21 protein-coding genes are annotated in these 26,781 nt (G+C 65.4%); 12 read left to right on the forward strand and 9 right to left on the reverse strand.

The features are described 5' to 3' along the window. Window positions 1–36 precede the first annotated feature (36 nt). Entirely contained in the window at window positions 37–690 is a 654-nt protein-coding gene (locus B2W55_RS17045) for a GDSL-type esterase/lipase family protein (protein WP_157817282.1), read from the reverse strand. Between the two features lie 108 nt (window positions 691–798). Here B2W55_RS17045 and B2W55_RS17050 point away from each other — a divergent pair, with 108 nt between their 5' ends. Next, complete coding sequence (locus B2W55_RS17050) at window positions 799–1,896, forward strand: hypothetical protein (protein WP_145987226.1); 1,098 nt, start codon at window positions 799–801, stop codon at window positions 1,894–1,896. A gap of 44 nt (window positions 1,897–1,940) precedes the next feature. On the opposite strand, the gene B2W55_RS17055 is transcribed toward B2W55_RS17050, so the two are convergent. Further along, on the reverse strand, window positions 1,941–2,423 hold the full coding sequence (locus B2W55_RS17055) for a hypothetical protein (RefSeq protein WP_024582466.1): 483 nt from the start codon (window positions 2,421–2,423) through the stop codon (window positions 1,941–1,943). 141 nt (window positions 2,424–2,564) lie between these two features. Between B2W55_RS17055 and B2W55_RS17060 the strand changes: the two genes are divergently transcribed. The 3 genes from B2W55_RS17060 (at window position 2,565) to B2W55_RS17070 (ending at window position 6,946) form a co-directional block, all read left to right on the forward strand. Further along, entirely contained in the window at window positions 2,565–3,716 is a 1,152-nt protein-coding gene (locus B2W55_RS17060) for a zinc-binding dehydrogenase (protein ID WP_024582465.1), read from the forward strand. A 102-nt stretch (window positions 3,717–3,818) separates the two neighbouring features. Next, complete coding sequence (locus B2W55_RS17065) at window positions 3,819–5,747, forward strand: patatin-like phospholipase family protein (RefSeq protein ID WP_024582464.1); 1,929 nt, start codon at window positions 3,819–3,821, stop codon at window positions 5,745–5,747. Window positions 5,748–5,806: 59 nt separating this feature from the next. Continuing rightward, complete coding sequence (locus tag B2W55_RS17070) at window positions 5,807–6,946, forward strand: amidohydrolase/deacetylase family metallohydrolase (protein WP_024582463.1); 1,140 nt, start codon at window positions 5,807–5,809, stop codon at window positions 6,944–6,946. A 31-nt stretch (window positions 6,947–6,977) separates the two neighbouring features. On the opposite strand, the gene B2W55_RS17075 is transcribed toward B2W55_RS17070, so the two are convergent. Next, the gene (locus tag B2W55_RS17075) at window positions 6,978–9,770 is read right to left on the reverse strand and encodes a TonB-dependent receptor domain-containing protein (RefSeq protein WP_024582462.1); all 2,793 of its coding nucleotides are present in this window, start codon (window positions 9,768–9,770) and stop codon (window positions 6,978–6,980) included. A 524-nt stretch (window positions 9,771–10,294) separates the two neighbouring features. Between B2W55_RS17075 and mntR the strand changes: the two genes are divergently transcribed. Further along, window positions 10,295–10,789, forward strand: a complete 495-nt coding sequence (mntR, locus tag B2W55_RS17080; RefSeq protein WP_024582461.1) for a manganese-binding transcriptional regulator MntR — start codon at window positions 10,295–10,297, stop codon at window positions 10,787–10,789. A 19-nt stretch (window positions 10,790–10,808) separates the two neighbouring features. Here the strand turns inward: mntR and B2W55_RS17085 are convergent, their stop codons facing one another. Beyond that, entirely contained in the window at window positions 10,809–11,663 is an 855-nt protein-coding gene (locus B2W55_RS17085) for a transglutaminase-like domain-containing protein (RefSeq protein ID WP_024582460.1), read from the reverse strand. 348 nt (window positions 11,664–12,011) lie between these two features. On the opposite strand from B2W55_RS17085, the gene B2W55_RS17090 reads away from it, so the two are divergent. Then, window positions 12,012–14,021, forward strand: coding sequence for an SPFH domain-containing protein (locus tag B2W55_RS17090; RefSeq protein WP_024582459.1), 2,010 nt, complete (start codon window positions 12,012–12,014; stop codon window positions 14,019–14,021). 629 nt (window positions 14,022–14,650) lie between these two features. Here the strand turns inward: B2W55_RS17090 and B2W55_RS17095 are convergent. Beyond that, a complete protein-coding gene (locus B2W55_RS17095) occupies window positions 14,651–16,261 on the reverse strand; it encodes an ABC transporter substrate-binding protein (RefSeq protein WP_024582458.1) in 1,611 nt (536 codons plus the stop codon). Between the two features lie 137 nt (window positions 16,262–16,398). Then, a complete protein-coding gene (locus tag B2W55_RS17100) occupies window positions 16,399–17,820 on the reverse strand; it encodes a hypothetical protein (protein ID WP_024582457.1) in 1,422 nt (473 codons plus the stop codon). A gap of 343 nt (window positions 17,821–18,163) precedes the next feature. Here B2W55_RS17100 and B2W55_RS17105 point away from each other — a divergent pair, with 343 nt between their 5' ends. The 4 genes from B2W55_RS17105 to coaA all read left to right on the forward strand — a co-directional run bounded on the left by B2W55_RS17105 (window position 18,164) and on the right by coaA (window position 22,800). Next, window positions 18,164–19,024, forward strand: coding sequence for an FAD binding domain-containing protein (locus B2W55_RS17105; protein ID WP_024582456.1), 861 nt, complete (start codon window positions 18,164–18,166; stop codon window positions 19,022–19,024). A gap of 4 nt (window positions 19,025–19,028) precedes the next feature. Beyond that, complete coding sequence (locus B2W55_RS17110) at window positions 19,029–19,511, forward strand: (2Fe-2S)-binding protein (protein WP_024582455.1); 483 nt, start codon at window positions 19,029–19,031, stop codon at window positions 19,509–19,511. Further along, window positions 19,508–21,766: a xanthine dehydrogenase family protein molybdopterin-binding subunit gene (locus B2W55_RS17115; protein ID WP_024582454.1), complete on the forward strand. Its 2,259-nt coding sequence runs from the start codon at window positions 19,508–19,510 to the stop codon at window positions 21,764–21,766. Before B2W55_RS17110 ends, B2W55_RS17115 begins: the two co-directional genes overlap by 4 nt. A gap of 98 nt (window positions 21,767–21,864) precedes the next feature. Beyond that, a complete protein-coding gene (gene coaA, locus B2W55_RS17120) occupies window positions 21,865–22,800 on the forward strand; it encodes a type I pantothenate kinase (protein ID WP_024582453.1) in 936 nt (311 codons plus the stop codon). A gap of 127 nt (window positions 22,801–22,927) precedes the next feature. On the opposite strand, the gene B2W55_RS17125 is transcribed toward coaA, so the two are convergent. Beyond that, a complete protein-coding gene (locus B2W55_RS17125; protein ID WP_024582452.1) occupies window positions 22,928–23,872 on the reverse strand; it encodes an ornithine cyclodeaminase family protein in 945 nt (314 codons plus the stop codon). Window positions 23,873–24,029: 157 nt separating this feature from the next. Between B2W55_RS17125 and B2W55_RS17130 the strand changes: the two genes are divergently transcribed. Continuing rightward, a complete protein-coding gene (locus tag B2W55_RS17130) occupies window positions 24,030–24,770 on the forward strand; it encodes a DUF4239 domain-containing protein (RefSeq protein ID WP_024582451.1) in 741 nt (246 codons plus the stop codon). Window positions 24,771–24,812: 42 nt separating this feature from the next. Here the strand turns inward: B2W55_RS17130 and B2W55_RS17135 are convergent, their stop codons facing one another. Then, window positions 24,813–25,394 carry an HdeD family acid-resistance protein gene (locus tag B2W55_RS17135; protein WP_024582450.1) on the reverse strand — a complete coding sequence of 194 codons (582 nt, stop codon included), beginning with the start codon at window positions 25,392–25,394 and terminating at the stop codon, window positions 24,813–24,815. A gap of 239 nt (window positions 25,395–25,633) precedes the next feature. On the opposite strand from B2W55_RS17135, the gene B2W55_RS17140 reads away from it, so the two are divergent. Continuing rightward, window positions 25,634–25,855 carry a dodecin gene (locus tag B2W55_RS17140; protein WP_024582449.1) on the forward strand — a complete coding sequence of 74 codons (222 nt, stop codon included), beginning with the start codon at window positions 25,634–25,636 and terminating at the stop codon, window positions 25,853–25,855. A 358-nt stretch (window positions 25,856–26,213) separates the two neighbouring features. On the opposite strand, the gene B2W55_RS17145 is transcribed toward B2W55_RS17140, so the two are convergent. After that, window positions 26,214–26,774 carry a GNAT family N-acetyltransferase gene (locus B2W55_RS17145; RefSeq protein ID WP_024582448.1) on the reverse strand — a complete coding sequence of 187 codons (561 nt, stop codon included), beginning with the start codon at window positions 26,772–26,774 and terminating at the stop codon, window positions 26,214–26,216. Window positions 26,775–26,781 lie beyond the last annotated feature (7 nt).

Consider the following 26,781-nt stretch of genomic DNA (forward strand, 5'->3'; position numbering starts at 1 on the left):
CGCTCCTCGTCGAGAATCCGAGGCGGCTGAACCGGATCAGTTGCCGTTGAGATTGGTCCTGACGATCTGCGTCAACTCCTCATATCCTGTCCGCGTGAGGTGGAGCAGGTCGTCGCGATAATTGGCGCAGGGCGTGCCGTCGCGGCAGGCGATCGCCGAGGCATCGAGGACGCGGTACTTCTGCACCGACTTCTCGCGCGATTGCAGCGACGCATTGACTTCCGAGATGGTTTCCCTTGCGCCCGTCATGTTCGGTCCGCGCGGCAGGATCAGGATCTGCACCACGCGGGCCTTCGGCCATATCCGGCTGATGCGATCGAACACGTGGTCGAAGGCGAGCCGGACGCCGCACGGCTTGTCCAGGTAGACGTTGTTGGTGCCGAGCAGCAGGATGACGGATTGCGGTTGCACGCGCTTGAGCTGTTGCTCGAACGACGTCAGCAACCAGAGCGTATTCTGGATGCGATCGCGGCCGACCCCGAGGTTCAGGACCGGACGTCCGGCAGCGAGCGAGGACGACAGGTCCTGCGGCCAGGCCTCGACCAGGGAGTCGCCGAGCAACACGATCGACGCGTCGGCCGGCAGCGAGCCGACATTCTTCAGGTCGCGCCGAAGCGCGTTGGCGGAATCGGGGATCGTCGGCGTCGACGCTATCTGCTGATCCGCCTCGTCGCACGCAGGTCCGCTCAATGGCGCGGCACCGACTGACGCGATCGTGGCCATTGCAACGATTGACAATGCAACCGGGATGGTTCGAAGTTTGCGCATATGCTGACAGCCGTTGGGGAGTGAATGACGATGAGGATCGCGATCTTGGGTCAATCCAACAGCATTCTCAAGGAAGGCTTCTTCAACAAATTTTTAGATCGTCATCAGCCGATCGACGTGGTGTCGACGGGGCGCGTCGGCGCCAGCCCTTCACTGCTTGGCCCGTATTTTGCCGACCGCGCGTTCTTTCGGAACGCGGAATTCTGCATCGTCGACATGTGCGCGATCGACTTCTCGCTGCTGTCGGCCGGTGCGATCGGGCTTTACGACGTGGTGAAATGGATCGAATGGATCGGACACAGCGCCAAGCGGAACGGATGCGAACCGATCTTCGTGTGCATCCCGGTGAGCACCGTCGAATACTCCAAGCATTTGATCTCCAACTGCATCTCGGTCTTTGAACGAAACGAGTGGTTCTATCTCGATGTACGCGATTGCATCGCGCAGCTTCTCGAGGGCGGAACCGGACGCCCGGAAACTCTCTACAAGGACCCGAGCCATCCCGGGGTGGAACTGTCGGAACTGATCGCTGACAGTTTGAAGGAATTGATCGACGAAATTCGGGCGATGCCGATGGTTGCCGTGGACAGGATGTTCCCGATCACGCGTTTCGAGGTGATCAATTTGCAGGACCGGCTCGCGGCGCCCGTGGCAAATTACAAGACGTCCTTGATCGAGTTCAGGGGCGTGCGTCTGGAACGGGGCAAGAGCTATGAGCTGAAGCTCGGAGGCATCAGCGCATTAAGCGGCATGATGCTCAATTCGGCAGCATGCAAGGGCGTGCTTGAAATCGAGGGTGACCGGAAATTCAACAAGAACCTGCGGCTGCGCGCCTATCATCCGACGCCCTTCGAGGTGCGGCTGGTTCCGATCTGCAAGCCGCTGCGGGACGCAGATGGAACGATTGCACTGACGGTCGTCGACGGCGCAGCGACCGAGAGCGACACGACCTTTCACAGCACGAAGGCGCCTGAAGACGATCTCGGCTTCGTCGAGGCATCGGAGATCATGGTGGAGCGGGGGTATGATCTCTTCACCTACGGGTCGCGGCGTCCCGCGAACGGACAGATGTTGCGCTGGGCGCCCAGGAGCGCGCGCAAGCTGGCGCAGGTTAGCTGGGAACGATGACTGTGTTGTGTCCGACAGGTGGTTGCGGTTGCGGCGCCGATTGCCTATTCGACGGCGACCATCTTCAGGACCTTCTTGTTCGCCGCGCGAACCTCGAGCCGCAGCGGCGGCTGATAGGTCCCGCCTGGTGGCACGAACGTGAAGGCATGGTGCCCGTCGCCCTTGTTGAGCTTGAGCAGATCGTTGCGGAACTGATCGGCCACGACTTCGGCGACCAGCTCGTCATTGATGTAGATCTCGATCCTGACCCGCTTGTCGGGGTGCTGGTCGTAGAGGGCCCAGCCGGCAATCCTGTTCTCGTTGAAGGCGTCGACATGGCCGGAGATCTCGCCATAGAGACTTTCCATGCCGGCCTCGATCACCTCGAGGTCGCTCTGATAGGTCGATCTCGTGACGTCGAAGCTGAAATGCTCGGTATCGACGCACTGGTCCAGCAAGCTCAGGCGATGCGCCTTCATGCGTTCCAGTGTGTCCAGCTCGCCCAGTCTGACGTAGACGCCAACGATAGCTTCGATACCCGGATTCATGTCGCCGTCCCCGCGATGCTGCAATCCTGTTCGCTCTAAGCCGCCTTCATGACATTTCGATCATCCTGACATTTCGATCGTCCTGACTTAATGTCGTCGCGGCCGAACCCGGCCCAACGACAAGACCAGGGAGCGCGAACCATGCAGCAGATCCGCGTCTGCACCCACGAGGGACCAGGAGCCAAGCCGGTAATCCGGACCGTGCCATGGCCGGATGTCGGCAAAAAGGCGGCCTTGATCAAGGTCGGCGCCTGCGGCGTTTGCGGAACCGACCTGCATATCCTGAAAGGGCACTGGCCGAAGCCGCTGCCATGGCCGTTTACGCTCGGCCACGAACTCGGCGGCGTGATCGTCGAATGCGGTCCGGAATTTTCGGAGGATTTCATGAGCAAGCCGCTCAAGGTGGGATCGAAGGTGATGATCCCGCCCTTGATGCCGTGCGGCCGCTGCTATTACTGCATCCATTATCCGCAGAGCGCCAACAAGTGCCTGACGCCGGTCTATTACGGCCGCTATCTCGGCTTCGACAAGCCGCCGCACATGTGGGGCGGCTGGGCCGAATATGTCTATGTCGATCTCGACATGCTGCCGGGCACCAAGATCTACAAATTGCCCGACGACATGTCGCTCAGGCTCGGCGCGCTCTCCGAGCCGTTGACCTCCTGCATCCGCGCCTTCAATCGCGCCACGCGTGCCGGCGGTTTCAGCTGGGGCGACACGGTGGTGATCCAGGGCTCCGGGCCGATCGGCATTCTCGCGGTTGCCGCGGCGCAGGAGATGGGGGCAGGGCGCGTGATCTGCGTCGGCGCGCCGGAGACGCCGCGGCTAAAGCTGGCGCGCAAGTTCGGCGCGGAGGCGACCGTCGATATCGAGCAGCTCAGGACGCCGGAGGCACGCATCGCGGCGGTGCGCGACATCGTCGGTGGCTTCGGCGCCGACCTCGTGATGGACTGCTCGGGCCATCCGACCGCGGGTCCGGAGGGCATCGAGATGCTGCGCGACGGCGGCACCTATGTCGAGATGGGCCAGTTCACCGATGCCGGCTCGATCGAGACGTCGTGGCACCGCATCTGCACCAAGGATCTCAACGTGCTCGGCTCCTGGGGCTTCACCGGCAACGACCTGCCGCTCGGCGTCGACATGCTTTACCGCACGCGCGACAAATATCCCTGGCTCGACATGCAGACGATCTATCCCTTCACCGAAGATGGCGTCGCGCGCGCCGTCGCCGACGCGATGGCGATGAAGACGGTGAAGTCGACCATCGTGCCGTGGCCGGACCTGGTCGGCTGAGTGCGCGATCCTGTTGCACTGCGTCCAATGCCGGCGAGCGCAATGCCTGCGCCGACCCTGATATCGCTCGCCGGGACGGCTGCGCGGCGCTAACATCCGGTCATGCAATCGAACCGGGTGCCGCCGACGCACGCAACGGGTGCGACGTTTGCGTGGGGAAACCCCTCCGACGACTTCGCGCTGTTCAGGACGCTGAGCGCCGAGCAGCGGGTGATCGCCTTTGCCGCCATGACCCGGCGCGACCTCGTGCGCGGCCAGCTGCTGGTCGAGCAGGGCGGTGCCTCGGACGCCTTGTTCCTGGTGCTGCACGGCGCGCTCGCGGTGTACCGGACCGATCAACCCGAGCCGATCGCCGAACTGCGTGCCGGCGAACTGGTCGGCGAGGTCGGGTTCTTTGCCAACATCCCGCGCACCGCCAATGTGATCGCGATTCGCGACACCAGCGTGATGGTGCTGACGCGCGCGGCCTATGCCAAGCTCGCGCAGGACGCGCCGGCCATCGTCGAGGCCGTGCTGGCGGCGCTCGCGCGGCGGTTTGCCACCGAGACCGCGCGGCTGCTGCCGGCCCGCGCATCGCCGAAGGCGCGCACCGTGGCGCTGGTCACGGGCGGACACCGGCCAGTCCCGCCCGAGTTCGAACAGCGGTTGCGAAACAGCCTCGCCGCCGCCGGTGCCGAGATCGTCGACCTCGCGCGGCTCGAGGCGATGTTTCCCGGGCGCGCGCTCGATACCTCCGAGGTCGCCGACTGGCTCAACAGGATCGAGTATGACGCGCCGCTGGTGGTCTATGTCGGCGGCGAGGGCGCCTCGGACTGGTCGCGTAAGGCCATTCGCCAGGCCGACCTCGTGGTGTTCGCCTGCCGCGGCGATGCGCCCGCGCCCGTCCTGACCGAGATCGAGAGCTTCGCCTGCGGCGTGCATCCGGCGTCGGCGCGGCGTCTGGTGCGCGTCCATGACCGGCGGCGAAGCGAGGTCAGCGGCACCGCGGCCTGGCTGGCGCGGCTGCCATGCTTCATGCATCATCACGTCGCGCTCGAGGACATGATCGATATCGACAGCCTGGTCCGCTTTCTCTGCGGTCGGGCGATCGGCTTCGTCGCCGGCGGCGGCGGCAGCCTCGGCACGGCGCATGTCGGCGTCTACAAGGCGTTCCGCGAGCGCGGCGTGATGTTCGACATCTTCGTCGGCACCAGCGTCGGGTCGGCGATGGCGGCGGGCTTTGCCAAGAACTACGACGCCGAGCATCTCGAGCGCGGCACCCATGAGATCTTCGTCTCCAGCCGCAGCTTTCGCCGCCCGACCTGGCCGCGCTATGCCTTGCTGGACCACAAGGCGTTCGATGCCGCGCTGGCCGATCAGTACGGCCATGACTGCCGGATCGAGGACTGCTGGCGGCCGTTCGCCGCGGTCGCCACCAACCTGTCGACGCACAGTCTCGAATTGATCAGGACCGGCCTGCTGTGGCAGGCGGTGCGCGCCTCCAGCGCCATCCCGGGCCTGCTGCCGCCGTTCTACACCAGGGATGGCGTGATGCTGGTCGACGGCTGCCTGGTCGACAACGTTCCGCTGGGGCCGATGCATCAGATGAAGAGCGGGCCGAATCTCGTGGTCCATTTCGGCGAGCCGGCGACCGAGATGTTCGACGTCGACTATGCCGCGCTGCCGGGACGGTTCGAACTGCTGGCATCGCTGCTGATGCCGTTCCGGCGCAAGGCGCTTCCGGCCGCGCCGAGCGCCGTCAACGTGCTGTGGCGCAGCCTCGTCGCGCACCAGCGCTACGACACCCTGCCGACCACGCCGCTCGACATGGTGATGCGCCCGCCGACGCCCGACGGCATCGACGTGACCGACTTCGATCGCCATCAGGAGATCTTCCAGTCGTCGTACCATTGGGCCAGGGAGACGATTGCGGGGCTGGAAGCGGCGCATGATCCGGCCATTGCGGCGATCGTCGCGTCGACCAGGCGGATCGACATGGGTTCAGACGAGGCGGTGAGCCCGGCTATTCCCGATGCCGTGCGCGTCGGCTGAGCCGCTTGCGGGCGCCTGCGAAGTCGAGCATCGTTCGTGACGGAAATCCGGAGACGACGATGCCTTTCGATTTGATCCTGCGTGGCGGGCGAGTGATCGACCCGTCGCAAAAACTCGATGCCGTGACTGACGTGGCCTTCGCGGGCGGAAAGGTGGCCGCAATCGGACCACGGCTCACGGCCGATCCCACCACCGACGTCCGCGACGTCTCCGGCTTGATCGTCTCGCCGGGGATCATCGACCTGCACACCCATGTCTATTGGGGCGGCACCTCGCTCGGCATCGACGCGGAGGAATTCTGCCGCGCTTCCGGCGTCACCACTGCGGTCGACACCGGCAGCGCCGGCCCCGGCAACTTTGCCGGTTTCCGCAAGCATGTGATCGAGCCGAGCCAGGTCCGTATCCTGGCCTATCTGCATGTCTCGCATGCCGGCATCTTCGGCTTCTCGGATCGCGTGATGGTCGGCGAGAGCGAGGAACTGCGGCTGATGAATCCGGTCGATGCGGTGCGCGTCGCCGACGCCAACCGCGATCTCATCGTCGGCATCAAGGTGCGGGTCGGCCTGTTCGCCTCGGGCACGTCGGGGCTGGTGCCGCTCGAGATCGCTCTCGAGGTCGCGGACGAGGTCGGCATGCCGCTGATGGCGCATATCGACCATCCGCCGCCGAGCTATGAGGAGGTGCTGGCACGGTTGCGCCCGGGCGACGTGCTGACCCACGCGTTCCGGCCGTTCCCGAACACGCCCGCGACCGCGCAAGGCACGGTGAAGAAGGTGGTGCTGGAGGCGCGCGAGCGCGGCGTGCTGTTCGACATCGGCCACGGCAAGGGCTCGTTCGCCTTCAAGACCGCGCGCGCGATGCTCGCCAACGGCTTCTCACCCGACACCATCTCGTCCGACATCCACCAGCTCTGCATCGACGGCCCGGCGTTCGACCAGGTGACGACGATGTCGAAATTCCTCTGCATGGGGATGTCACTGCCGGACGTGATCGCGGCGTCCACCGTCAATGCCGCGATGGCGCTGCGGCGTCCGGAACTCGGCAGCCTGAAGCCGGGCTGTGTCGGCGACGCCACGCTGATCTCGGTCAGGGAAGGACAGTTCGATTATGTCGACGTGGTCGGCGAGCACCTGACGGGCGATCGCAAGATCGTCTCCGAGGCCGTCGTGATCGGCGGCCGCTGGTGGCATCCGCGATGACGGCCAGGAGTGTTTGCACAGGTGTCGCGCTTTAGTCGCTCACGGTCGTCGCGCCGAACTTGTAGTTCACGCCGACGCGGATCGCGTCGAAGCGCACCCGCGCATCGGAATCGAACGATGTTGCGACGCCTGCCGCGGGAGGCGGGCTGGCGCGGAACGAACCGAGGTCGGAGTGGAGATATTCGATCCGGCCGGTCCAGTTGGCGAACAGCCGGCTTTCAAGTCCGGCGCCGACAGCCCAACCGAAGCTGAACGTGTCGACGTTGAAAGGCGTCGTCGTAGCCGCGCCGGTCGTGGTGAATCCGGACACCGTTCCCGATGAGGACACGGTGCCGAACGGCACGCCGGCGGTGAGGTAGGCGAGCGTCGTCGGCGTGACCGCGACGCCGACGCGGCCGCGCAGCGACGCCAGCCAGTCGAGCCGATAGTTCATGCTGGCCGTCATCGCGGCATCGAGCGGCAGCAGCGCCGGATTGCAGGCGGCTGCCGGGCAAGTGGCCTGGGACTGGCCGCGCTGGTTGGCGTAGACGAAATCGCCTTCGATGCCCGCCACCATCCGGCCCATCGTCCAGTTGTAACCGGCCTGGACACCGATGCCGGCATGATCGAGGCCGGCGCTCGGGCGTTGGCCGGCAAGCGGTGTCTCGCCCGCATCGTCGATGAAGCCCGCATAGGTGCGGGCCGCGCCCCACGAATATCCGGCACTGCCGCCGGCGTAGAATCCGCTCCAGTCCCACGCCGGGGCGTCCGGCGCCTTGCGGAAGATCGATGCGACGTCGCGATCCCGCGCGGCACCAAACGTCGTGTTCGCCGGCGCATCGGCACCGTATTTGACATTGAGGAACAATTTGACGGTCCGGCCCGGTTGCAGGATCTCGTCCTTGTGGAATTGCACGGAGTTGCGGATATCGGCGTTGAGCAGATTGTCGCCGATCAGGCCGGTTGCCACTTCCACCGCGCCCCACGGCGAATCCGTCCAGCGCTGCCGGTGCTCGAGCTGGAACTTGAGCAGATTGTAGCCGTCGGTCGGGGTGTCGAATTGTGCGTAGTCGTTCTGCGTGAAGGCATGCAGCAGGTTCAGCCGCGCATACCACGCGTCGCTGCGCCAGTAGACGCCGCCGCCGAGCCGCATCGGTGGAATCCGCGGCACGTTGCTGCCGTCGGTGAAGGTGGCGCGCACCATGTCGAACTGGCCCTCGATCCCGAAGATGCCGCCGGACAGCGCCGAGACGTCCCATTGCCAGGACAATTCGCCGCCGCGGAAGATGGCGTCGCGTTGGGAGTAGGCGACCTGGATGTAGTCGCCGCTGCCTCCCGCAGCGCAGGTCGCAAAGGTTGCGCCGCAGAAATTGCCGGTCGCCGCACCGAAGATGAACTTGTCGTAGCGGGTGTAATAGAGGTTGGCGTCGAACCTGACATCGCCGCGGGTACGCTTCAGGCCGATCTCAGCGGTATTGGCGGTCTCGAGCGTGAGGTCGGGATTGCCGATCTTGAAGGTCTTTTCCGAGTCGTCCGGACCGCTCGCGAACAGTTCGAGCGCGCGCGGCGCGCGCTGGATCCGTTGCAGCGTCACGCTCGCTTGCAGATAGGAAGGCAGGTCCTTGATCACCCCGACGCTGAGGCTGGTCGGCAGGAAGTCGGACCGCGACGGCGAACTCGCCGGCTCGTTCGGCGGCGGCAGATAGTTCGACGGAAACCCAAACGCGGTGCCGGCAACGTCGACGGCTTCGACGCGGGCGGCGAACTGGGTCCGCAGCGTGTCGGTGTGCCGCATCTCCTCGAAAAAGTATCCGGCGGCGGTCGTGGTCTGGGCCGGAAGCAGGATGGCCTGGCCGAGCGTGTCGAGGCGCTGATAGGCGCCTTGCAGGCCGATGATGCTGGTCAGCGCGCCGAGTGGCGTCGCCACGGGCTGGCTCACGACTTCGAGCTTGCCCTCGGTCTGGCGGTTCTTGAACGTCGCGCCGATGGTCTCGAAATTGCCGAAGGCGGTCTGGTTGAGGTCGATCTCGTCGTGCCGGTAGTCCGAGTAGCCGAGCCAGTACCGCACGGCTGCTATGGCGGTTGCATCGGGGCGATACTCGCCCTTGCTCATGATCTTGGTCTGCTCGAGCTGATTGTGCTGCTGGCTGTCGGCCGATGCGATGCCCGGGACGTGATAGTCGCTCGTGAAGCGCGAGATCGACAGGCCGGCATAGCCGCCGTCGAACAGATAGGAGCCGCCGATCGCGGCGCCCGCGCTCTGCGTCGCCGAGTTCGGCTGCCGTCCGTTGAACGCGGGCGCCGGACTGGGCGGCACCAGATAGGGATAGCTCGGGATCCGGTAATCCTGGGCGCCGCGGCCATAGACATCGGCGTGCACGGCGACATTGCCGGCGCCTGCGTCGAGCAGCAGGCCGCTTTCCCAGCCGCTGTCGACCGAGGTGACGGCGGAGCGCAACTCGGCTGCCATACCACCGATCGGGGCGGCGGTCGGAATCCGGTTGTTGGTGACGTCGACGACGCCGCCCACCGCCTGTGAGCCGAAGCGCAAGGCGCCAGGACCGCGAAATACCTCGGTGTTCTGCAATGCCAGCGGATCGAGCGGCACGCCGTGATCCTGCGCAATGTCGGAGACGTCGACGCTGCCGATGCCGTTCTCCTGGATCCGGACCTTGGCGTCGGACAGGCCACGCAGGACCGGGCGCGACGATTGGGTTGAAAGGCCGGCCGAGGTCGCGCCCGGCGCGGTGAAGAACAGATTGCCGAAGCTCGGGCTGGTGCTCGACTGGATCTGGTTGCCGGAGAGCGCCGACGGCGCAAACGGCGCGGCGCTGGTTGTTGCCACGGGCGGCGCAGCCGGTGGTGCTGCGGCGGCAGGCGAACCGGTCCGGCCGGCGCGCGCGTGATGGGTGATGCGGCGCGCCGCCCGGGGCCGCCGTGCTTCGACCGTGACCGGGGGAAGTTCGATTTGGGTCGCAGCATTGGTCTGCGCCGATGAGGCCGGGGGCGGCGAGGATTGTGTCGGGGCGGTCGACGCATCCGGTGTTGGCGGACGGGTTGCGGGTGGCGCTGCCGGGCTATCGGTCGCGGCAGGGGTCACTTGCTGGGCTCCCGCGATCCCTTGCAAACCGATCAAGGCGACCGACGTCGTGCCCAGCAGGGCCCAACGGGCGACGCAAACACGCATTCCCAACCTCCGACACGCCCTCAGCAGGCTTAGTAAACACACCAATATGTAGCTCTAGCTACATTTGAAGAGGCGAGGCTACGAAGTCAAGCAGTTGTTGCAATTGCGAGGCTGTTGCAACAAGAAGGGGCGCCTGTCGCCAGCTTGCAATGTCCTGCCGGCGGGACCATGGTTCGCCGGTCATGGCCACGGATTCTCCGACACGCCGGAAGGCGTCACCAACGCGCACGGCGTCGCTGCATGAGCTGCCGACCGAGCAGGTGCAGGCGCGCCGTTTCGGCAAGGCCCGCTCGGCGCGGTCGTCGGTGATCCTGGAGGACTATGTCGAATTGATCGCCGACCTGATCGAATCGACGGGAGAGGCGCGCGCCACCGACATCGCGCGCCGGCTCGGGGTCTCGCATCCCACCGCCATCAACACCATCACGCGGCTGAAGCGCGAGAACCTGGTGACGGCACGTCCCTACCGCGGCATCTTCCTGACCGAGAAGGGTGACGCGCTCGCCAAGCGGGTGCGCGCCCGGCACCGTCTGGTGCTCGAAGTGCTGCTCGCGCTCGGCGTGCCGCGCGAATCCGCCGAGGCCGATGCCGAAGGCATCGAGCATCACGTATCGGAGGCGACGCTGAAGGCGTTTTCGGATTTCCTCAGGGGATCACGGGTGAAGAAAGCCAGCTAATCGCTGGCCGACCGCCGCCTCATAGCTCCTGTAGTTGATTGAGCTCGGCGTTGAGCACGGCCTTTGGCAGGCGAACGCGTTCGTCGGCAAACAGCGTAGCGCGTTCGTCGGGATGAGCGTCGGGTTCGCGGCTGACGAGCGCCAGCCGATCGAACAGGGCGAGATCGAGCTCGTCATCCTGCCGGCGCATCGCGCCCCAGATGTCCCACGGCAGCAATTCGTGATTGTTCAGCGCGGCGACGTCGCGGATCAAATTGCCCGCGATGAACCACAGCCCGTGCATGTCGAGGATGCCGAAGGCGCCCGGGTCGGCCTTTCCGCTGCGGCAGAGCCGCCAGGCATCGCCGGCAACCACGAACTGATCGCGCGGCACGTTTGCGGTGTCGAACCCGATCTTGAACAGTTTGCGCTGATGATCGTCGATCTGGGCGTCAAACAGCAGCCAGGCATTGTGCGGTTCGCTCCAATATTCGGTGACCCAATGGTCGATGTAGCGGCCCGTCTCGAAATAGGCGCCGAAGCCGCAGCGGGCGCGGGCCGCGATCCCGTGGGTGCGCAGCATCGCGACATGGAGCAGCGTGAAGTGCCGGCAGACCCCGACCTGCCGCTCGCCGGCCGCGCGTGCCACGGACAGCGGCCGCGCGTCGCGCATCGTGATCGCGTCGAGCATCGTCCCGACAGCCCGAACATGAGATTGGGCGCGCTGGTCCGGACTGAGCGTCACACCATAGCTGGGCGCGATATGCTGGTGGATCATGAGACCCTGTACGGTCCTTGCGAGCGCGTCGGGCTCGCGCGGCAAGCCGGACAGTCGCGCGGCATGTTGGCCGGGGTCGCTCATCGCAACCGGCTTTCGGTATTGATCCAGCATCATGATGTGCCTCCTGCAATCGATCGCCCGCGGCATCCTTTGCGATGGATGTTTGTGTGAGGGCGACCGCAGGCTAGGCTTTCCCCGAAGCGCCCGCTTGATAGCGCTTGACCTGTACCTCGTTCAGGGCGGTGAGCTCATCTGCGATTGATCCGCAAGTGCAGCAGCGACGTCGCGGCTTCACGTCGCGTGATTCGCGCAGCGGTTCATCCAGTCATCAAAAAAAAGATTGGCACCGCGAATAATGTTCGCTGCCTTGCGCCGGCAGCCCCGCACCACATGTCCGCACCGCAATTCTTGGTGCAGGTTTGGGTTCCCAAGCCGCCCAGTTGCGAATTGTGGAGATGGACTATGGACTTCCTCGGTTTTCTTAATGGCTCAGGTTTGACCCAACCGGCCATTTGGAGCGCAGTTTCGATCGCGCTTGTGATCCTGCTGCGCATATCGAACGTGTTTCGCTACATTCCGAACAATCAGGTCGGCATCGTCGAGAAGTTGTGGTCGGCGAAGGGCTCGATCGACGACGGCTTCATCGCGCTGAACGGCGAGGCCGGCTACGAGCCTGACGTGCTGCGTGGTGGCCTCCACGTGATGTTTCCCTTCATGTACCGCATCCATCGCTCGGACCTCGTGACCGTTGGCCAGGGCAAGATCGCCTATGTATTCGCGCGCGACGGTGCGCCGCTGGAGCCCTCGCAGGTGCTCGGCGCCAATGACATCGAAGACAAGTCGGACTTCCAGGACACCCGCCGCTTCCTGCGCGGTGGCGGCCAGAAGGGCCCGCAGCGCAAGATCCTGCGCGAGGGTACCTATGCGATCAACACCACGCAGTTTGCCGTGATCACCGACGAGCGCGTCTATGGTCACGCGCTGAGCGAGCGCGAGCGCGGCGTGCTCGAGAGCATGCAGCTCACGATCTCCGAACGCTGGGGTTTTGCGCCGGTGGTGCTGGCGGCCGATCACGATCTGGTCGGCATCGTCACGGTGCATGACGGCCCGTCGCTGCCTCCGGGCGAGATCATCGCGCCCGAGGTCGGCATCGAGCTGCGCGACGCGGCGACCTTCCACAACAACTTCCAGGAACCGGAGAAATTCCTGCGCGGTGGCGGCTATCGCGGCCGCCAGCTCCAGGTCATCGTCGAGGGCACCTGGTACATCAACCGGCTGTTTGCGACCGTCGAGGCGGTGCCGAAGACGGTGATCCCGGTCGGCAATGTCGGCGTCGTCATCTTCTACACCGGCCCGCGCACCGACGACGTTTCGGGCGAGCAGTATCGCCATGGCGAACTGGTGCTCAACGGCAGTCGCGGCGTCTGGAAGGACCCGCTGCTGCCGGGCAAATACGCGTTCAACACCTATGCCGGCAAGATCGAAGTGATCCCGACCGTCAACTTCATCCTGAAATGGGTGCGCGGCGAGGTCGGCGCGATGAAGCTCGACGAGAACCTGTCGGAGATCTCGCTGATCACCAAGGACGCGTTCGAGCCGACCTTGCCGCTCTCGGTGGTGATGCACATCGACTACAAGAAGGCGCCGATGATCATCCAGCGCTTCGGCGACGTGAAGAAGCTGGTCGAGCAGACGCTCGACCCGATGGTCTCTGCGTTCTTCAAGAACATCGCGCAGAAGATGACGTTGATCGAGCTGCTACAGAACCGCGCCGCGATCCAGGCGGAGGCGGCGCACGACATGAAGGCGAAGTTCGAGAGCTATTCGCTCGACCTCCAGGAGGTTTTGATCGGCACGCCGCGGGCGGCGGCCGGTGACCACACCATCGAGAACATCCTGATCCAGCTCCGCTCGCGCCAAATCGCGCGCGAGCAGATCGAGACCTACCAGGAGCAGGAGAAGGCCGCGGTGCAGGAGCGTGCGTTGAACGAGGCCAAGGCGACGGCGGCGGCACAGAGCGCGCTGACGCAATCGCTGATCCAGGTCAGGGTCAACGAGAACGAGGGCGCGGCCGCGCTCGCCCGTGCGCAGAAGGATGCCGAGACGCGGAAGGTGACCGCGGCCGCGGTCGGCGAGCAGTCGCGGCTCGAAGGCCAGGGCGAGGCCGACCGGGTGCTCGCCGTCGGCGCCGCCAACGCGCAGGCGACCAAACTGTCGGTCGATGCCTATGGCGGGCCGGAGTACCGGCTTGCCGAGCAGAACTTCGCGAAGTTCGCCGACGCCTTGACGCGGATCAACCAGCCGCTGGTGCCGCAGTTCCTGATGTCGGGCGGGCAGGGGCAGGAAGGCAACAGCGCCGGCCTGATCCCGACCGCGATGCTGAGCTCGATGTTCGGGCAGATGATGCCCGGCGCGCTGGAGAAGCTGAAGGACGAGGCGCCGAAGGCGGCGCGCCGGACCAACGGTCAGTGAGGCCGCGATAGCAGCCGCATGCAAATGCGCACCCTCTCCCGCTTGCGGGGGAGGGCTCGGCGTATCGTGAGGAAGCCCCACCCGCCAGTCGAGAGCGAATTAGCTTGCCTTGCTTTGAGTCCTTTTGCACTCTGAGGTAAGGAGGCCGGATGCATGAAAAGAATGACCGTTGCGTGCGCTCTCGGAGCGACCCTGGTGCTGTGCAATCTTGCGACGTCGGCTGCTGAAGCCCGGGCGCGGAAGGCACAAATCGTTCATGAACGGCGGAGGGTTGTTATCACGGCGCCCGTGATAAGCCCAACTCCGTGGGATTATAACATTGTTCCACGATATCGTTATCGCCCTGAAGACGACCGCGTCGATCCATACGCTCCTCCGCTGGTGTCGTCATGGGATCTCTATGAAGCATGGCAATGGCCATACTGGTGATGAACAGCGATCACACCAGGTCGATCGCATTCCGGGGGACGCGGTGAGCGTCCTCTGACCGACGTGTCAACTTGCCCTGTCGATCGCTGGCCGCCGCCGGCATGCTTTGCATGGGGTTGTTTTCGATATTTTTGGCCGCGCGCGGGTGCGGCCGGTTCCGCCAGCGGTAGGGGCGAAGCGAGCTTGCGGACAGCCCGGTGCTATTCGCTCTTGTCGACGTTCCAGAACACCGGCGGCACCGGGCCTTCCAGCACGCCGGTGAGCGACTTGCGCCAGGCGCTCGGCAAGCGGAACTGGCCGAGCGGGATATAGATCACCTGCTCGTAGGCTTCCTGCTGGATCTCGACCGCGACCTTCTTCTGCTCTTCGGGCGAGGTGGCGCGCGCGTAGGCATCGCGCAACTGCTCGAGCTTGGCATCCTCGGGCCAGCCGAACCACGCCTTCTTGCCGTTCGCGGCGATCTGGTTGTTGACGATCGGGTTCATCACCTCGGTCGCGCCGGTGAAGGTGAAGAACAGGTTCCAGCCGCCTTCCTTGGGCGGCTTCTGGCTGGCGCGGCGGCTCACCAGGGTCTGCCAGTCCGTCACCTGCGCGTCGACGGTGAAGCCGGCCTCTCGCAACAGCTGCGCCGCGACCGTCGGTGGCCCCTTCAGCGTCTGCACGTCGCCGGGGATCATGATCACGACGGGCGTGCCGTCATAGCCCGAGGCGGCGAGCGCCTTCTTGGCCTCGGCCATGCCGCTGGCCTTGACCAGCGTCTCGGAGCCGACGTCACTGGCGAGCGGTGTGTCGCAGGCGAAATAGGCGCCGCAGATCTGGTAATATTTGGGATTGCCGACGGTGGCGTCGAGCACGTCCTTCTGGTTCATCGCCAGGAAGGCCGCGCGGCGGATTTTTACATTGTCGAATGGCGGATGCAGGAAATTCATCCGGCCGTCGATCTGGAAGCCGAACTTGTTCAGCACGGCCACGGTGAGATCGGAATTGGCCTCCAGCACCGGCAGCAGGTCGACCGACGGTTGTTCCAGGAAATCGATGTCGCCGGACTGTAGCGCGTTGATCGCGGTCTGCGCGTCGGGCATCGTGATCCATTCGACACGATCGACCTTGGCGACCTTGCCGCCTGCCAGCCAGTCCGGCTTTTCCTTGCGCGGCACGTAGTCGGCGTTGCGCTCATAGACCGCCTTGACGCCAGGCTGGAATTCGCCTGCGACGAACTTGAACGGGCCGCAGCCGATCTGCTCGGCGATCTGCTTGCCCGCCGGCGTCTCGGCGAGCCGCGTCGGCATCATGAAGGCGACATAGGAAGAGGCCTTTGCCAGCGTTTCCAGCACCAGGCCGTAGGGCTCCCTGAGCTTGAGCACGATGGTCTTCGGCCCGCCGGCCTCGAGCGAGGCGGTGAACTGGGCGAGCTTCTGCGCCATGCCGTCGACGGTGGTCCAGCGCTTCAGCGAAGCGATGCAGTCCTCGGCGGTGACGGGCGCGCCGTCATGCCATTTCAGCCCGTCGCGCAGCGTGAAGGTGTAGGTCAGCTTGTCGTCCGAGATGGTCCAGTCCGCCATCTGCGGCCGGACCTTGAAGCTGGAATCGATGCCGAGCAGCGTATCGTAGACCATGTAGCCATGGTCGCGGGTGATGTAGGCGGTGGTGAAGCCGGGATCGATGATGCGCAGGTCGGAATGCATCACCGCGGTGATGGTCTTGCCCTTGGCTGCTGCGATGGCGCCCGATGACAGGATGGCCGGGGCCGCCATCGCCGGCGGCACGCTGGCCGCGAGCTTGAGGAGCGTTCTGCGCGAAACATCGACCATTCGCCGTCTCCCGATTTTTCGTTGCGCCGGCACCCATGCCACAGCGACCCGCATGCTTCACCAATCCATTGTCGAAAGCAAGCAAGAGCCGCGCCAGCGCGCCCAATGCGGCTGCGACATAGCGCAGCCGAACAGGTTCATTGCTTCAGCGCGTAGCCGAGCAGATGTTCGTTGCCGCCGAGCTTCTCGCAATCGGCGGCGTTGGAGGCGAAGTGCGATTGTTCCCGCGCGCTGTAGCAGCGGTAGAGCGGGATGGCGTCAGGCCGCGGTTGCGCATAGACCCAGCCGGCGGTGCGCAGCCGCTGATAGGCGTGTGCTTCGCAGAAGCCTTTCTCCGCCAGCAGGTGATCCGGATGACTGCCCCGCTGGCTGACGCAATCTTCGAGTTCGGTGGTCGTCGCATCGGTTTGCGCTGATGTCATCAGGTAGCCGGACCGCGCTTCGAGCCGGTACGCGGTGCCGTTGCCGGGAACGGGGCCCGTGGTGGACCAGCGGTCATGCAGCCCTGAATTGTACCAGCGCGCGAGCTGCACGCCGACCTGCGGGCCGGACGCCGTATCGCTGCGCGCCACCTCGATCGGCCTCAGCACCAGATAGTGGTCGGCATGACTGCCGCCCGGCGGCCAGTAGGCGTAGCTGAGCATCCATTTGTTCGAGAGCTGGTTGCCGCCATTGATGGCGTCGAGCAGCACCGGATAGGTGACCAGTTCTGACGGCGCCGGACGCTGCCAGATGCCGGGATCGAGCACCAGCAGCGGCTCGGGCATCGCCTTCAGCGTGACGTGATCGCGGCTCAGGAACAGGCCGAGGCCGCCCGGCACCCAGCCGGTCAGGACCAGTTCTCCGCTTGCCGCCCAACGGGCAACGCTCGTACCCGAGCCGTTCCTCAGACGGGTGGCCTGGCCGCCGAGTCCAGGCTGGTCCCACCGTCCGTCGAAATACTTGGTCCATTTGCCCGGGCCGGGATCGGCAAGCGGCGCCCGCGCCACGATCAGACTGCCGTCGCTCGAACGAAAGCAGTAGAGATAGTAGAAGTCGTCATGTCCATCGACAGCGGTGCAATCGCCTTCACCGGTGTCCTTGCCCGGCGTCGGTTTGTCGGTGCCCGTGATGATCTGCCCGAGTTCACGCCAGGTCAGGCCGTCATCGGATGACGTCGCCAGCGACATCGATTTGTGGGTTTGGCCCGCCGCGTAATTGCACGCGGTCTCGTCGTGGATGAAGCCCAGCACGACCGCGCCTTTGCGTTCGGCGTGATTCAGCCACCGGCCGCAGGAATCGTAGCTGCCTTGTGGTCCCGCCCGCAGCACCACGCGGGCGGGGCCGCTCATGTCGGACGGCCGGGCGCCGTCGATCGCCCGCGTCTCGCCATGGGCGTCGAAGCCGCGAAACCGGCCGTTCGGCAGCGCGATCTCGTTGAAGTGGTTATCGGCAATGTCGGCCGCGGGTCCGCGCACGATGGTGGGGACGCCGACACGGATTCGAATGCAGGTGACGCAGACGTCGCTGCTCGCAGGCGCGGCGGAGGCAGGCGGCGGTGCCGCCCAAACCATCAGCATGGCGGCAAGGGCTGCGACACGCGGCCAGCGCTGGCCACGAACAAATGAGCTGCATTGCATAGCTTACGATGACGTCGGCAGATGAGGAATTTGTGCCATACGCAACACTATCGCGTGATCCTGCCTCGCATCACCGCGCGCAGCGCGCGTTGCGGCGGCCCCGCACAAGTCCGCATCCTGCATGGGAGCCCGCGCTTCCTGCCGCACCTCACGGGCTGTTCGGACCTTGATCCGCCGTGTAGGCTTGCGGTCCTGCCGGCCGGCAACAAGGCCATATCCTCCAAAGGGAACAAGCAGCGCGAGCACGCAGCCGAGGGAGACTCAAAGAACCGTCATGACCGATATCCGATACGTAGCACCGCGCACGCTTGATGAAGCGATTGGCGCATTTGCTGCCGCCGGAAGTGCCGCCCGCATTATGGCAGGGGGCACCGATTTGTTGGTGCAAATGCGCTCCGGCCTGGTGCGGCCGGGATTGATCGTCGACATCAAGAAGATCGGCGAGATGACCGAGATCACCGAGACCGCCGATGGCGGTTTCCGCGTCGGCGCCGCCGTCTCCGGCATGGCGCTGTCAGAGCATCCGCGCTTCGGCAAGGTGTGGCCCGGCGTGCTCGAGGCCGTCAACCTGATCGGCTCCAAGCAGGTGCAGGGCCGGGCGTCTGCCGGCGGCAATCTCTGCAACGGCTCGCCCGCAGGCGACAGCGTGCCGGCGATGATTGCGGCCGGCGCCGTCGTCACAGTGCAAGGCCCCAACGGCCGCCGCGAGATCAAGGTCGAGGACGTTCCGGCCGGACCGGGACGGACCAACCTCAAGCCGGGCGAGATCCTGGTCAGCTTTGCGTTGCCACCACGGCCTAACGGTTCGAGTGATGCGTATTTGCGGATGATCCCGCGCACCGAGATGGACATTGCGGTGGTCGGCATCGGGGTCAGCCTGACCTTAAAGGACGGCGTCTGCACCGCGGCTCGGGTCGGTCTCGGCGCGGTGGCGCCGACCGCGCTTCTGGTCGCGCCGGCTGCGCAAGCGCTGGTTGGCTCGAGGCTCGACGATGCGGCGCTGGAAGCCGCCGCCGCGGCGTGCCGCGCCGCCTGCCGTCCGATCGACGACAAGCGCGGCACCATCGCCTATCGCACGAAAACCGCCGGCGTGCTGCTGAAGCGCACCGCCGCGATCGCCGCCCAGCGCGCGGGAGGACACTAGCACCATGGCGAAACTGCACGTCACCACCTCCGTCAACGGCGAGCCGGTCGAATTCCTGTGCGAGCCCTATGACACCATGCTCGACGCGCTGCGCGGCCAACTCGGTCTCACCGGCTCGAAGGAGGGCTGTTCGTCCGGCGATTGCGGCGCCTGCTCGATCACGCTTGACGGCCGGCTGGTCTGCTCCTGCCTGATGCTCGCGGCCGAGGCCGAGGGCCATGAGATCGGGACCATCGAAGGTATGGCCAGGGGCGGCGAGCTGCATCCGTTGCAGCAGAAGTTCCTCGAGCATGCTGCGCTCCAGTGCGGCATCTGTACCTCGGGCATGCTGGTGGCTTCCGAGGCGCTGCTGGCGAAGAACTCCGATCCGACCGAAGAGGAAGTCCGCTTCTGGCTCGCCGGCAATCTGTGCCGGTGCACCGGTTACGACAAGATCGTCCGCGCGGTGATGGAGACCGCGGCTGAAATGCGGGAGGCTGTGCGATGAACGTCGTCGACAACAAGTGGATCGGCCAGCGCACCATTAGGCCCGATGGCGTCGACAAGGTGACCGGACGCGCGGCGTTCGCCGCCGACACCACCATGCCCGGCATGATCTGGGGTAAGGTGCTGCGCAGCCCGCATCCGCACGCCCGCATCAAGTCGATCAACACCGCCATGGCCGAGGCGTTGCCCGGCGTCAAGGCGGTGGTCACCTCGCGCGACATCGTCGACTTCAGAATCGAGAAGGGCGCGGTCATGCTCGGTATCCAGGACATGCGCTGGATGTGCCGCAACGTGATGGCGCGCGACAAGGCGCTGTTCCCCGGCCACCCCGTCGCAGCCGTCGCCGCGACCACGGAGGCGATCGCCGCGGAAGCCTGCAAGCTGATCGAGGTCGATTACGACGTGCTGCCCTGGGCGATAGAGATCGACGACGCGCTGAAGGACGGCGCGCCGATCCTGCACGAGTTCAACACATTCGACGGCAAGCCCTCGAACATCATGGGCCGGATCGAATCCAAGAAGGGCGACATCGGACAGGGATTCAAGGACGCCGAGATCGTGATCGAGCGCTCCTTCACGACGCGCCCGGTGCACCAGGGCTATATCGAGCCGCATGCCTGCCTGATCTCGGTCGCCGCCGACGGCAAGACCACGATCTGGTCGTCGAGCCAGGGCCAGTTCATGGTGCGCGCGATGACCTCGATGCTGACGGGCATCCCGCAGAACGACATCCGTGCCATCCCCGCCGAGATCGGTGGCGGCTTCGGCGGCAAGACCATCGTCTATCTCGAGCCGCTGGCGACCTTGCTCGCCAAGAAGTCCGGCCGTCCGGTAAAGATGGTGATGACGCGCGAGGAGGTGATGCGTGCCACCGGCCCGACCTCGGGCTCGAAGAGCACGGTGAAGATCGGCGCGAAGAAGGACGGCACCATCGTCGCCGCTCACGGCACCTTCTATTTGCAGGCCGGCGCCTTCCCGGGCTCGCCGATCCGCGGCGCGGTCGGGTGCAGCTTCGCGCCCTACGACATCCCGCATGTGCTGTCGGAAGGCTTCGACGTCTGCTCCAACCGCTCCAAGGTCGCGGCCTATCGCGCGCCCGGCGCGCCGATCGGTGCCTATGCGGTTGAATGCGTGCTCGACGAGCTCGCCGAGACACTGAAGATGGATCCGCTGGAGCTGCGGCTGAAGAACGCGGCGAAGCAGGGCACCAAGGCGGCGCACGGTCCGGTGTTCCCGCGCATCGGCTACATCGAGACGCTGCAAGCCGCGCAGAACCATCCGCATTATGCCGCACCACTCGGCAAGCTTCAGGGCAGGGGCGTGGCCTCGGGCTTCTGGTTCAATGCCGGCGGTGAATCTTCCGCGCAGGTCAACATCACCGAGGATGGCAATGTCGTCGTCACAACAGGGCATCCCGATATCGGTGGCTCGCGTGCCGGCATCGCCAATATCTGCGCCGAGCTGCTCGGCATCGACTACAAGCGGATCTCCGTCATCATCGGCGATACGCAAACGGTCGGCTTCTCGAATCTCACCGGCGGCAGCCGCGTGCTGTTCGCCTCCTCGATGGTGGTGACGCAGGCGGCCGACAAGGTGATCGCGACCCTGCGCGAGCGCGCCGCGAAGATCTGGGAGATCGATCCGGAAGCCGTGAAATGGGAGAACGGTGCCGCGCATCCCGTCAGCCCGAACGCCGGCGAGTTCAAGCCGCTGACGCTGGCGGAGTTGGCTGAGAAGGCGCCGTCGCAGGGCGGCCCGATCGGCGCCAGCGTGCAGCTCAACACCCAGGGCGCCGAAGGCGGCTTCGGCACCCACATCTGCGACGTCGAGGTCGATGTCGAACTCGGGATCGTCAGGGTGATCCGCTACACCGCCGTGCAGGATGTCGGCCGCGCCGTGCATCCGAGCTATGTCGAGGGCCAGCTCCAGGGCGGCGTCGCGCAGGGCATCGGCTGGGCGCTGAACGAGGAATACATCTACAACAAGGATGGCAAGGTCGATAATCCGGGCTTCCTCGACTATCGCATGCCGGTTTGCTCCGACCTGCCGATGCTCGACTGTGCCCTGGTCGAAGTGCCGAACCCGAAGCACCCGCAGGGCGTCAAGGGCGTCGGCGAGGTGCCGCTGGTGCCGGTCATGGCGGCAGTCGCCAACGCGGTTCACAACGCGCTCGGCAAACGCTTCTACAGCCTGCCGATGTCGCCACCGAAGGTCTCGGCGGTGCTCGATGCGCCAGCGCAGCAAGCGGCGGAATAGGGAGCGTAGGGTAGGTTAGCGTTAGCGTAACCCGCCCTACGGTTCTCCGCCGACAACGGCCATTGACGTTTCCGGCTCTGTCTCGGCAAGATCAGGGAATGATCCAGCCCGACGACGAGCTCTCGGCCTACATGATCTTCAGCCGCAGCGACTGGGCGGCGTTGCGCGCCAGCACGTCGCTGACGCTGTCGGACGCCGACCTCGCCGCACTGCGCGGCCTGAACGGGCCGATCACGGCTGCCGAAGTTTCCGACGTCTACCTGCCACTCACGCGCCTCTTGAACCTGCATTTCTCGGCAGCGCGCAATCTGGCGCAGGTCAAGGCGGAGTTTCTTGGCCGGCCGGCACGGCGCTCGCCCTACATTATCGCGCTGGCCGGCAGTGTCGGCGTCGGCAAGAGCACCTTTGCCCGTGTGCTGTGCGCGCTGCTGACCGGATGGGCCGACCATCCGCGCGTCGAGTTGGTGACGACCGACGGCTTCCTGCATGGCAATGCCGCTCTGGAAGAGCGCGGCCTGATGCGGCGCAAGGGCTTTCCCGACAGCTACGATCTGCCGCGGATGCTGCGCTTCCTCGCGGCGGCGAAGGCGGGTGAGGGCGAGCTGGAGTTGCCGGTGTATTCACACCTGATCGGCGACATCGTGCCGTCGGAACGGCAGGTGATCCGGCAGCCGGACATCCTGGTGTTCGAGGGCCTCAACGTGCTGCTGGCGCGCGGCGCAGCACCAGTGGTGGTGTCGGACTTCTTCGACTTCTCGATCTATCTCGATGCCGACGAGGCCGACATCCAGTCCTGGTATGTCGAACGCTTCCTCAAGTTGCAGCCGACCGCGTTCCGGAATCCGGCATCCTATTTCCACCACTACCGGGACCTGCCGCCGAGCGATGCGCGCGAGGTCGCCGAGCGGCTATGGCGCGAGCATCATCGCGCCAATCTCAGGGAAAACATCCTGCCGACGCGGACGCGCGCCGACGTCGTGCTGCGCAAGCGCTCCGACCATTCGATCGGCGAGATCTGGTTGCGCGAGACGTAGCGTAGGCAGAGTAGGGCGGATTGGAAAATGGAGGGCGGGTTAGGCGGAAGCCGTAACCCGCCGTCTTACCGCGCGTCGAGTTGCGTCGGCGGGTTACGCTTCGCTAACCCGCCCTACGTTCTCGCCGTTACCGCAACTCTTTCCCCAGCCGCGCGAACACGGTCTCGCAGGTCATCAGGTCCAGATGCCCGCCGCCGGCGTTCTTGAAGAAGGTGATGTCGGTGTCCGACAGCCGGCCTCTGACCTTGCCACTGGCGAGGTCGTAGTGGTCGCCGAGCACGTCGCTCTCCTTGATCGCACCACTTGCGATCGGCGCCAGGATGTCGCCGACGCCGTCGAAGGCGGATTCGTGGCGGTCGACGAAGATGCGCGAACGTCGCGCCGCCTCGTCGTCGGACTCACGGGTCTCGGGGGTGAAGCCGCCGACCAGGTCGAGATGGGTGCCGGGCTTCAGGTTCGCGCCCTTGACCAGCGGCTCGCGCGAGCGGGTGCAGGTGGTGATGATGTCGGCCTCGCGGGTCGCGGCGTCGAGATCGCTGACGGCCTCGGCGGCGATCCCTTCGCCTTCGAGCTGCGCGGCGAGTTCCTCGGCGCGCGCGATGGTCCTGTTCCAGATCCGGACCCGCTTCAGCGACGGCCGCACCGTGCGGTGCCCGCGCACCAGCCATTGCGCCATCTCGCCGGCGCCGACCACCAGCAGCGTCTCGACGTCGGGCCTTGCCAGCAGCTTGGCGCCGAGCGCGGAGTCCGCCGCGGTCTTCCAATGCGTGATCTCGGCAGCATCCATCACCGCGAGTGGTCGTCCGTCATTGCCGTCGAACAGCACGCAGACCGCCTGCACCGCCGGCAGCTTGCCGTGGGCGAGGTTGCCCGGGAAGCTGGTGTAGAGCTTGGTCATCATGAAGCGGCCGCCGTCGACCGCGCTGCGCGTCACCAACTGCTGGCCCTTGTCGTCGCCGAGATAGCCGTCCCTGACGGCGATCTTGGGCCGCCGGTGCGCGGCCTCGATCGCCTCGATCAGGATCGGAAAGGTCAGGACGCGATTGACCTCGCTGTCGTCGACAAAATGCACGGTTGCTCTCCTCAGGCGCCGTTGCGCGCCTCCGCGAGGCGCACCAAAGCCGGTCCGGACTGGATAGCGCGTGGGGAGGGCCAGTCAACCGGACATGCGCCGCTCCGCGTCACTTGCTATCCTGTACACCTGATTCTCTCGCAGGTCTTCGCAAGCCGTGGTTGCAGTCGTCGTCGCCATCCTGATCTTCATGCTGCTGAGCGGCGCCGCGCTCGCGACCATGGCGATCCACGGCCGTCTCGCGGAACATCACCGCAGCGACGAGACCAATACCTCGGTACGGCTGGTCGCGACGCTGTTCGTCACCATGCCGTCGCTGCTGCTCGGCCTGATGATGAACAGCGCCGCCAACACCTATGTGGCGGTCGATCGCAACCTGCACGTCTTCGCCACCGATCTCATCCTGCTCGACCGCAGCATGCGGCCGCTCGGCCCCAGCGCCGACGAGCCGCGCAAGCGGCTGCTCGCCTATGTCGAGCAGGCGCTCAAGGATACCCCGATCTCGCGCGCGAACGAAGTCTCCGAACATCTGCTCGACGAGGTCGGCACCAGCCTTCGCGAGCTGAAGTTCGACGACGAGCAGAAGGTCGCGCTGTGGAACGACGCCCGAACCTTCTATCGGCAAGCGGTGCAGCAGCGCTGGACCTTTGCGGAGCAGTCCGATGGCTCGTTTCCGTCACCGCTGATCTGCATCCTGGTCGGATGGCTGACGCTGATGTTCGCGACGCTGGGCTTTCGCGCGCCGCGCAACGCCGTCGTGATCTCGATCACCATCGCCGCGGCGATGCTGATCTCGGCTGCGATCTATCTGATCCTGGAAATGAGCACGCCGTTCTCCGGCCCGATCCAGCTCTCCGACCGCCCGCTGGTGCGCGCGGCCGAGCAGATCAGGAAGTAGGGCGGGCGGGTACGCGACGCCAACCCGCCCAGCAATCGCGCCTCACGTCCTCTGCTTCAGCGCCATGCCCATGCTGATCCAGCTCACGCCGGCACAGATCAGATCGACGCTGAGGAAGATGCCGAGCACATAGAGGCTCGAGACCGGCCAGCGCGCCAGGATCATCACGCCGAGCACCAGCGTGATCACGCCCGAGATCGCGACCATGCCCCAGGGCGCCGCCGAGTTCATGCCGAAGGCGAGGAAGATGCGGACGATGCCGGAGACCACCAGGGCGACGCCGAGGAACAGCGTCAACGTCGCTGCGGCGAGCAGCGGGTTCTCGAAGGTGATGAAGCCCGCCACGACATAGAGCGCGCCGAGCAGCAGCCAGAACAGGAACTTGCCCCACGACTTGAACTGGAACGCGTTCACGATCTCGGCGGCGCCAGCGACGATCATCATGGCGCCGACGAACAACACGCTGACGACGGTGGCGAAGAACACGCTGCCGAAGGCAAGCACGCCTGCGATCAGGTAGATGACGCCAAGGGCGACGATCCAGCCCCACTTCGCGCGAAGGTTGGCAAGCCCGGATCCGAGGCTGTGAGGAGGTGTGGCGGGTGAGCTGGACGCAGTCGACATCGTATCGCTCCCGAATACTGAACCGAAATCATGCTACCATAGGTGAGCGCGCCGACAAGGGCAGGTGTACGGATGGCACCAACTGCATGATGGCACCAAAGGCGCCGCGACACGTTGATTCAAATCAACGGCTGTGCTGCCGCGCAGCATTGGCGACGACAGCCGGCTGACACCGGACGACCGGCTGTCCGGATCGGACTGCAAATCGTCCGGATCGCGCATCCCGAGAGGAGGTCGACATGCCCACCACGCACGACAAGGATCACGTCTACAAAATCCTCGAACTGGTCGGATCATCGGACAAGAGCATCGAGGCGGCGATCGAGAACGCCGTCAGCCGCGCGTCGACGACGATCCGGGAAATGAAATGGTTCGAGGTGGTGCAGACCCGGGGCCACATCGAGGACGGCAAGGTCCGGCACTATCAGGTGACGCTGCGGGTCGGCTTCACGCTGGAGTAGGCGGGCTCCAGCAACGTGCTGGTGGTCGGCTTGTCGGATGGGTGGAGTGTAGCGAGATCGATCCCATCCTCAACTGTCGTCGCCCGGCTCGACCGGGCGATCCAGTACGCCGCGGCCTTTCGGCTCAAGCACGACTGCCTCTGGAATGCTGGATCACCCGCTATCGCGGGTATGACATCGCGTGTTTGACGTTTTGAGTGGAAATCCGTCTTCACCGTCGTCCTGGCGAAAGCCAGGACCCATTACCCCAAATCTTGATTGTTACGTGACGCCGGGGCCGCCATCTCGTTCATCACCGGATGCGGTGGCTATGGGTCCTGGCCTTCGCCAGGACGACAAATTGAAAGAGCTTGGCCCATCACCGCCGCGACAGCGGTGCGGGCGGCGGTGGCGCGGTGGAGCCGGCGGCGAGCGAGCGCTGCACCATCACGGTGTCCGACCAGCGGCCGTAGCGATAGGCGACCCCCGGCAGATGGCCGACGCGGGCGAAGCCGAAGCGCTCGTGCAGCGCGAGCGAAGCGGCATTGTCGCTGTCGATGTAGCCGATCATCTGGCGGAAGCCGGCCGCGGCGCAGGTGTCGACCAGCTCCTGCAACAGCCGGCCGCCGACGCCTTTGCCGGTGAAGCGGTGGTGGATGTAGATCGAATGCTTCACCGTGTAGCGGTAGGCCGGGCGCTTGCGGAACTGGACGACATAGGCGTAGCCGACCACTTCGCCCTCGCACACCGCGACCAGATGCGGCAGGCGGGTGCTGCGCAGATTCTTGCGGCGGTCGCGCAGATCGTCGGGCTCGGGCGTGCCGCTGTCGTCGACGCTCTCCTCGATGCCGTGGCGGATGTGGTGGCGGTAGATCGCCAGCATCGCATCGACGTCGCTGTCGCGCGAAGGACGGACGGTGATCTTGTGATCATTCTCCATTGTGCTG

Source organism: Bradyrhizobium sp. UBA2491, assembly GCF_002341725.1.
Lineage (GTDB): Bacteria > Pseudomonadota > Alphaproteobacteria > Rhizobiales > Xanthobacteraceae > Bradyrhizobium.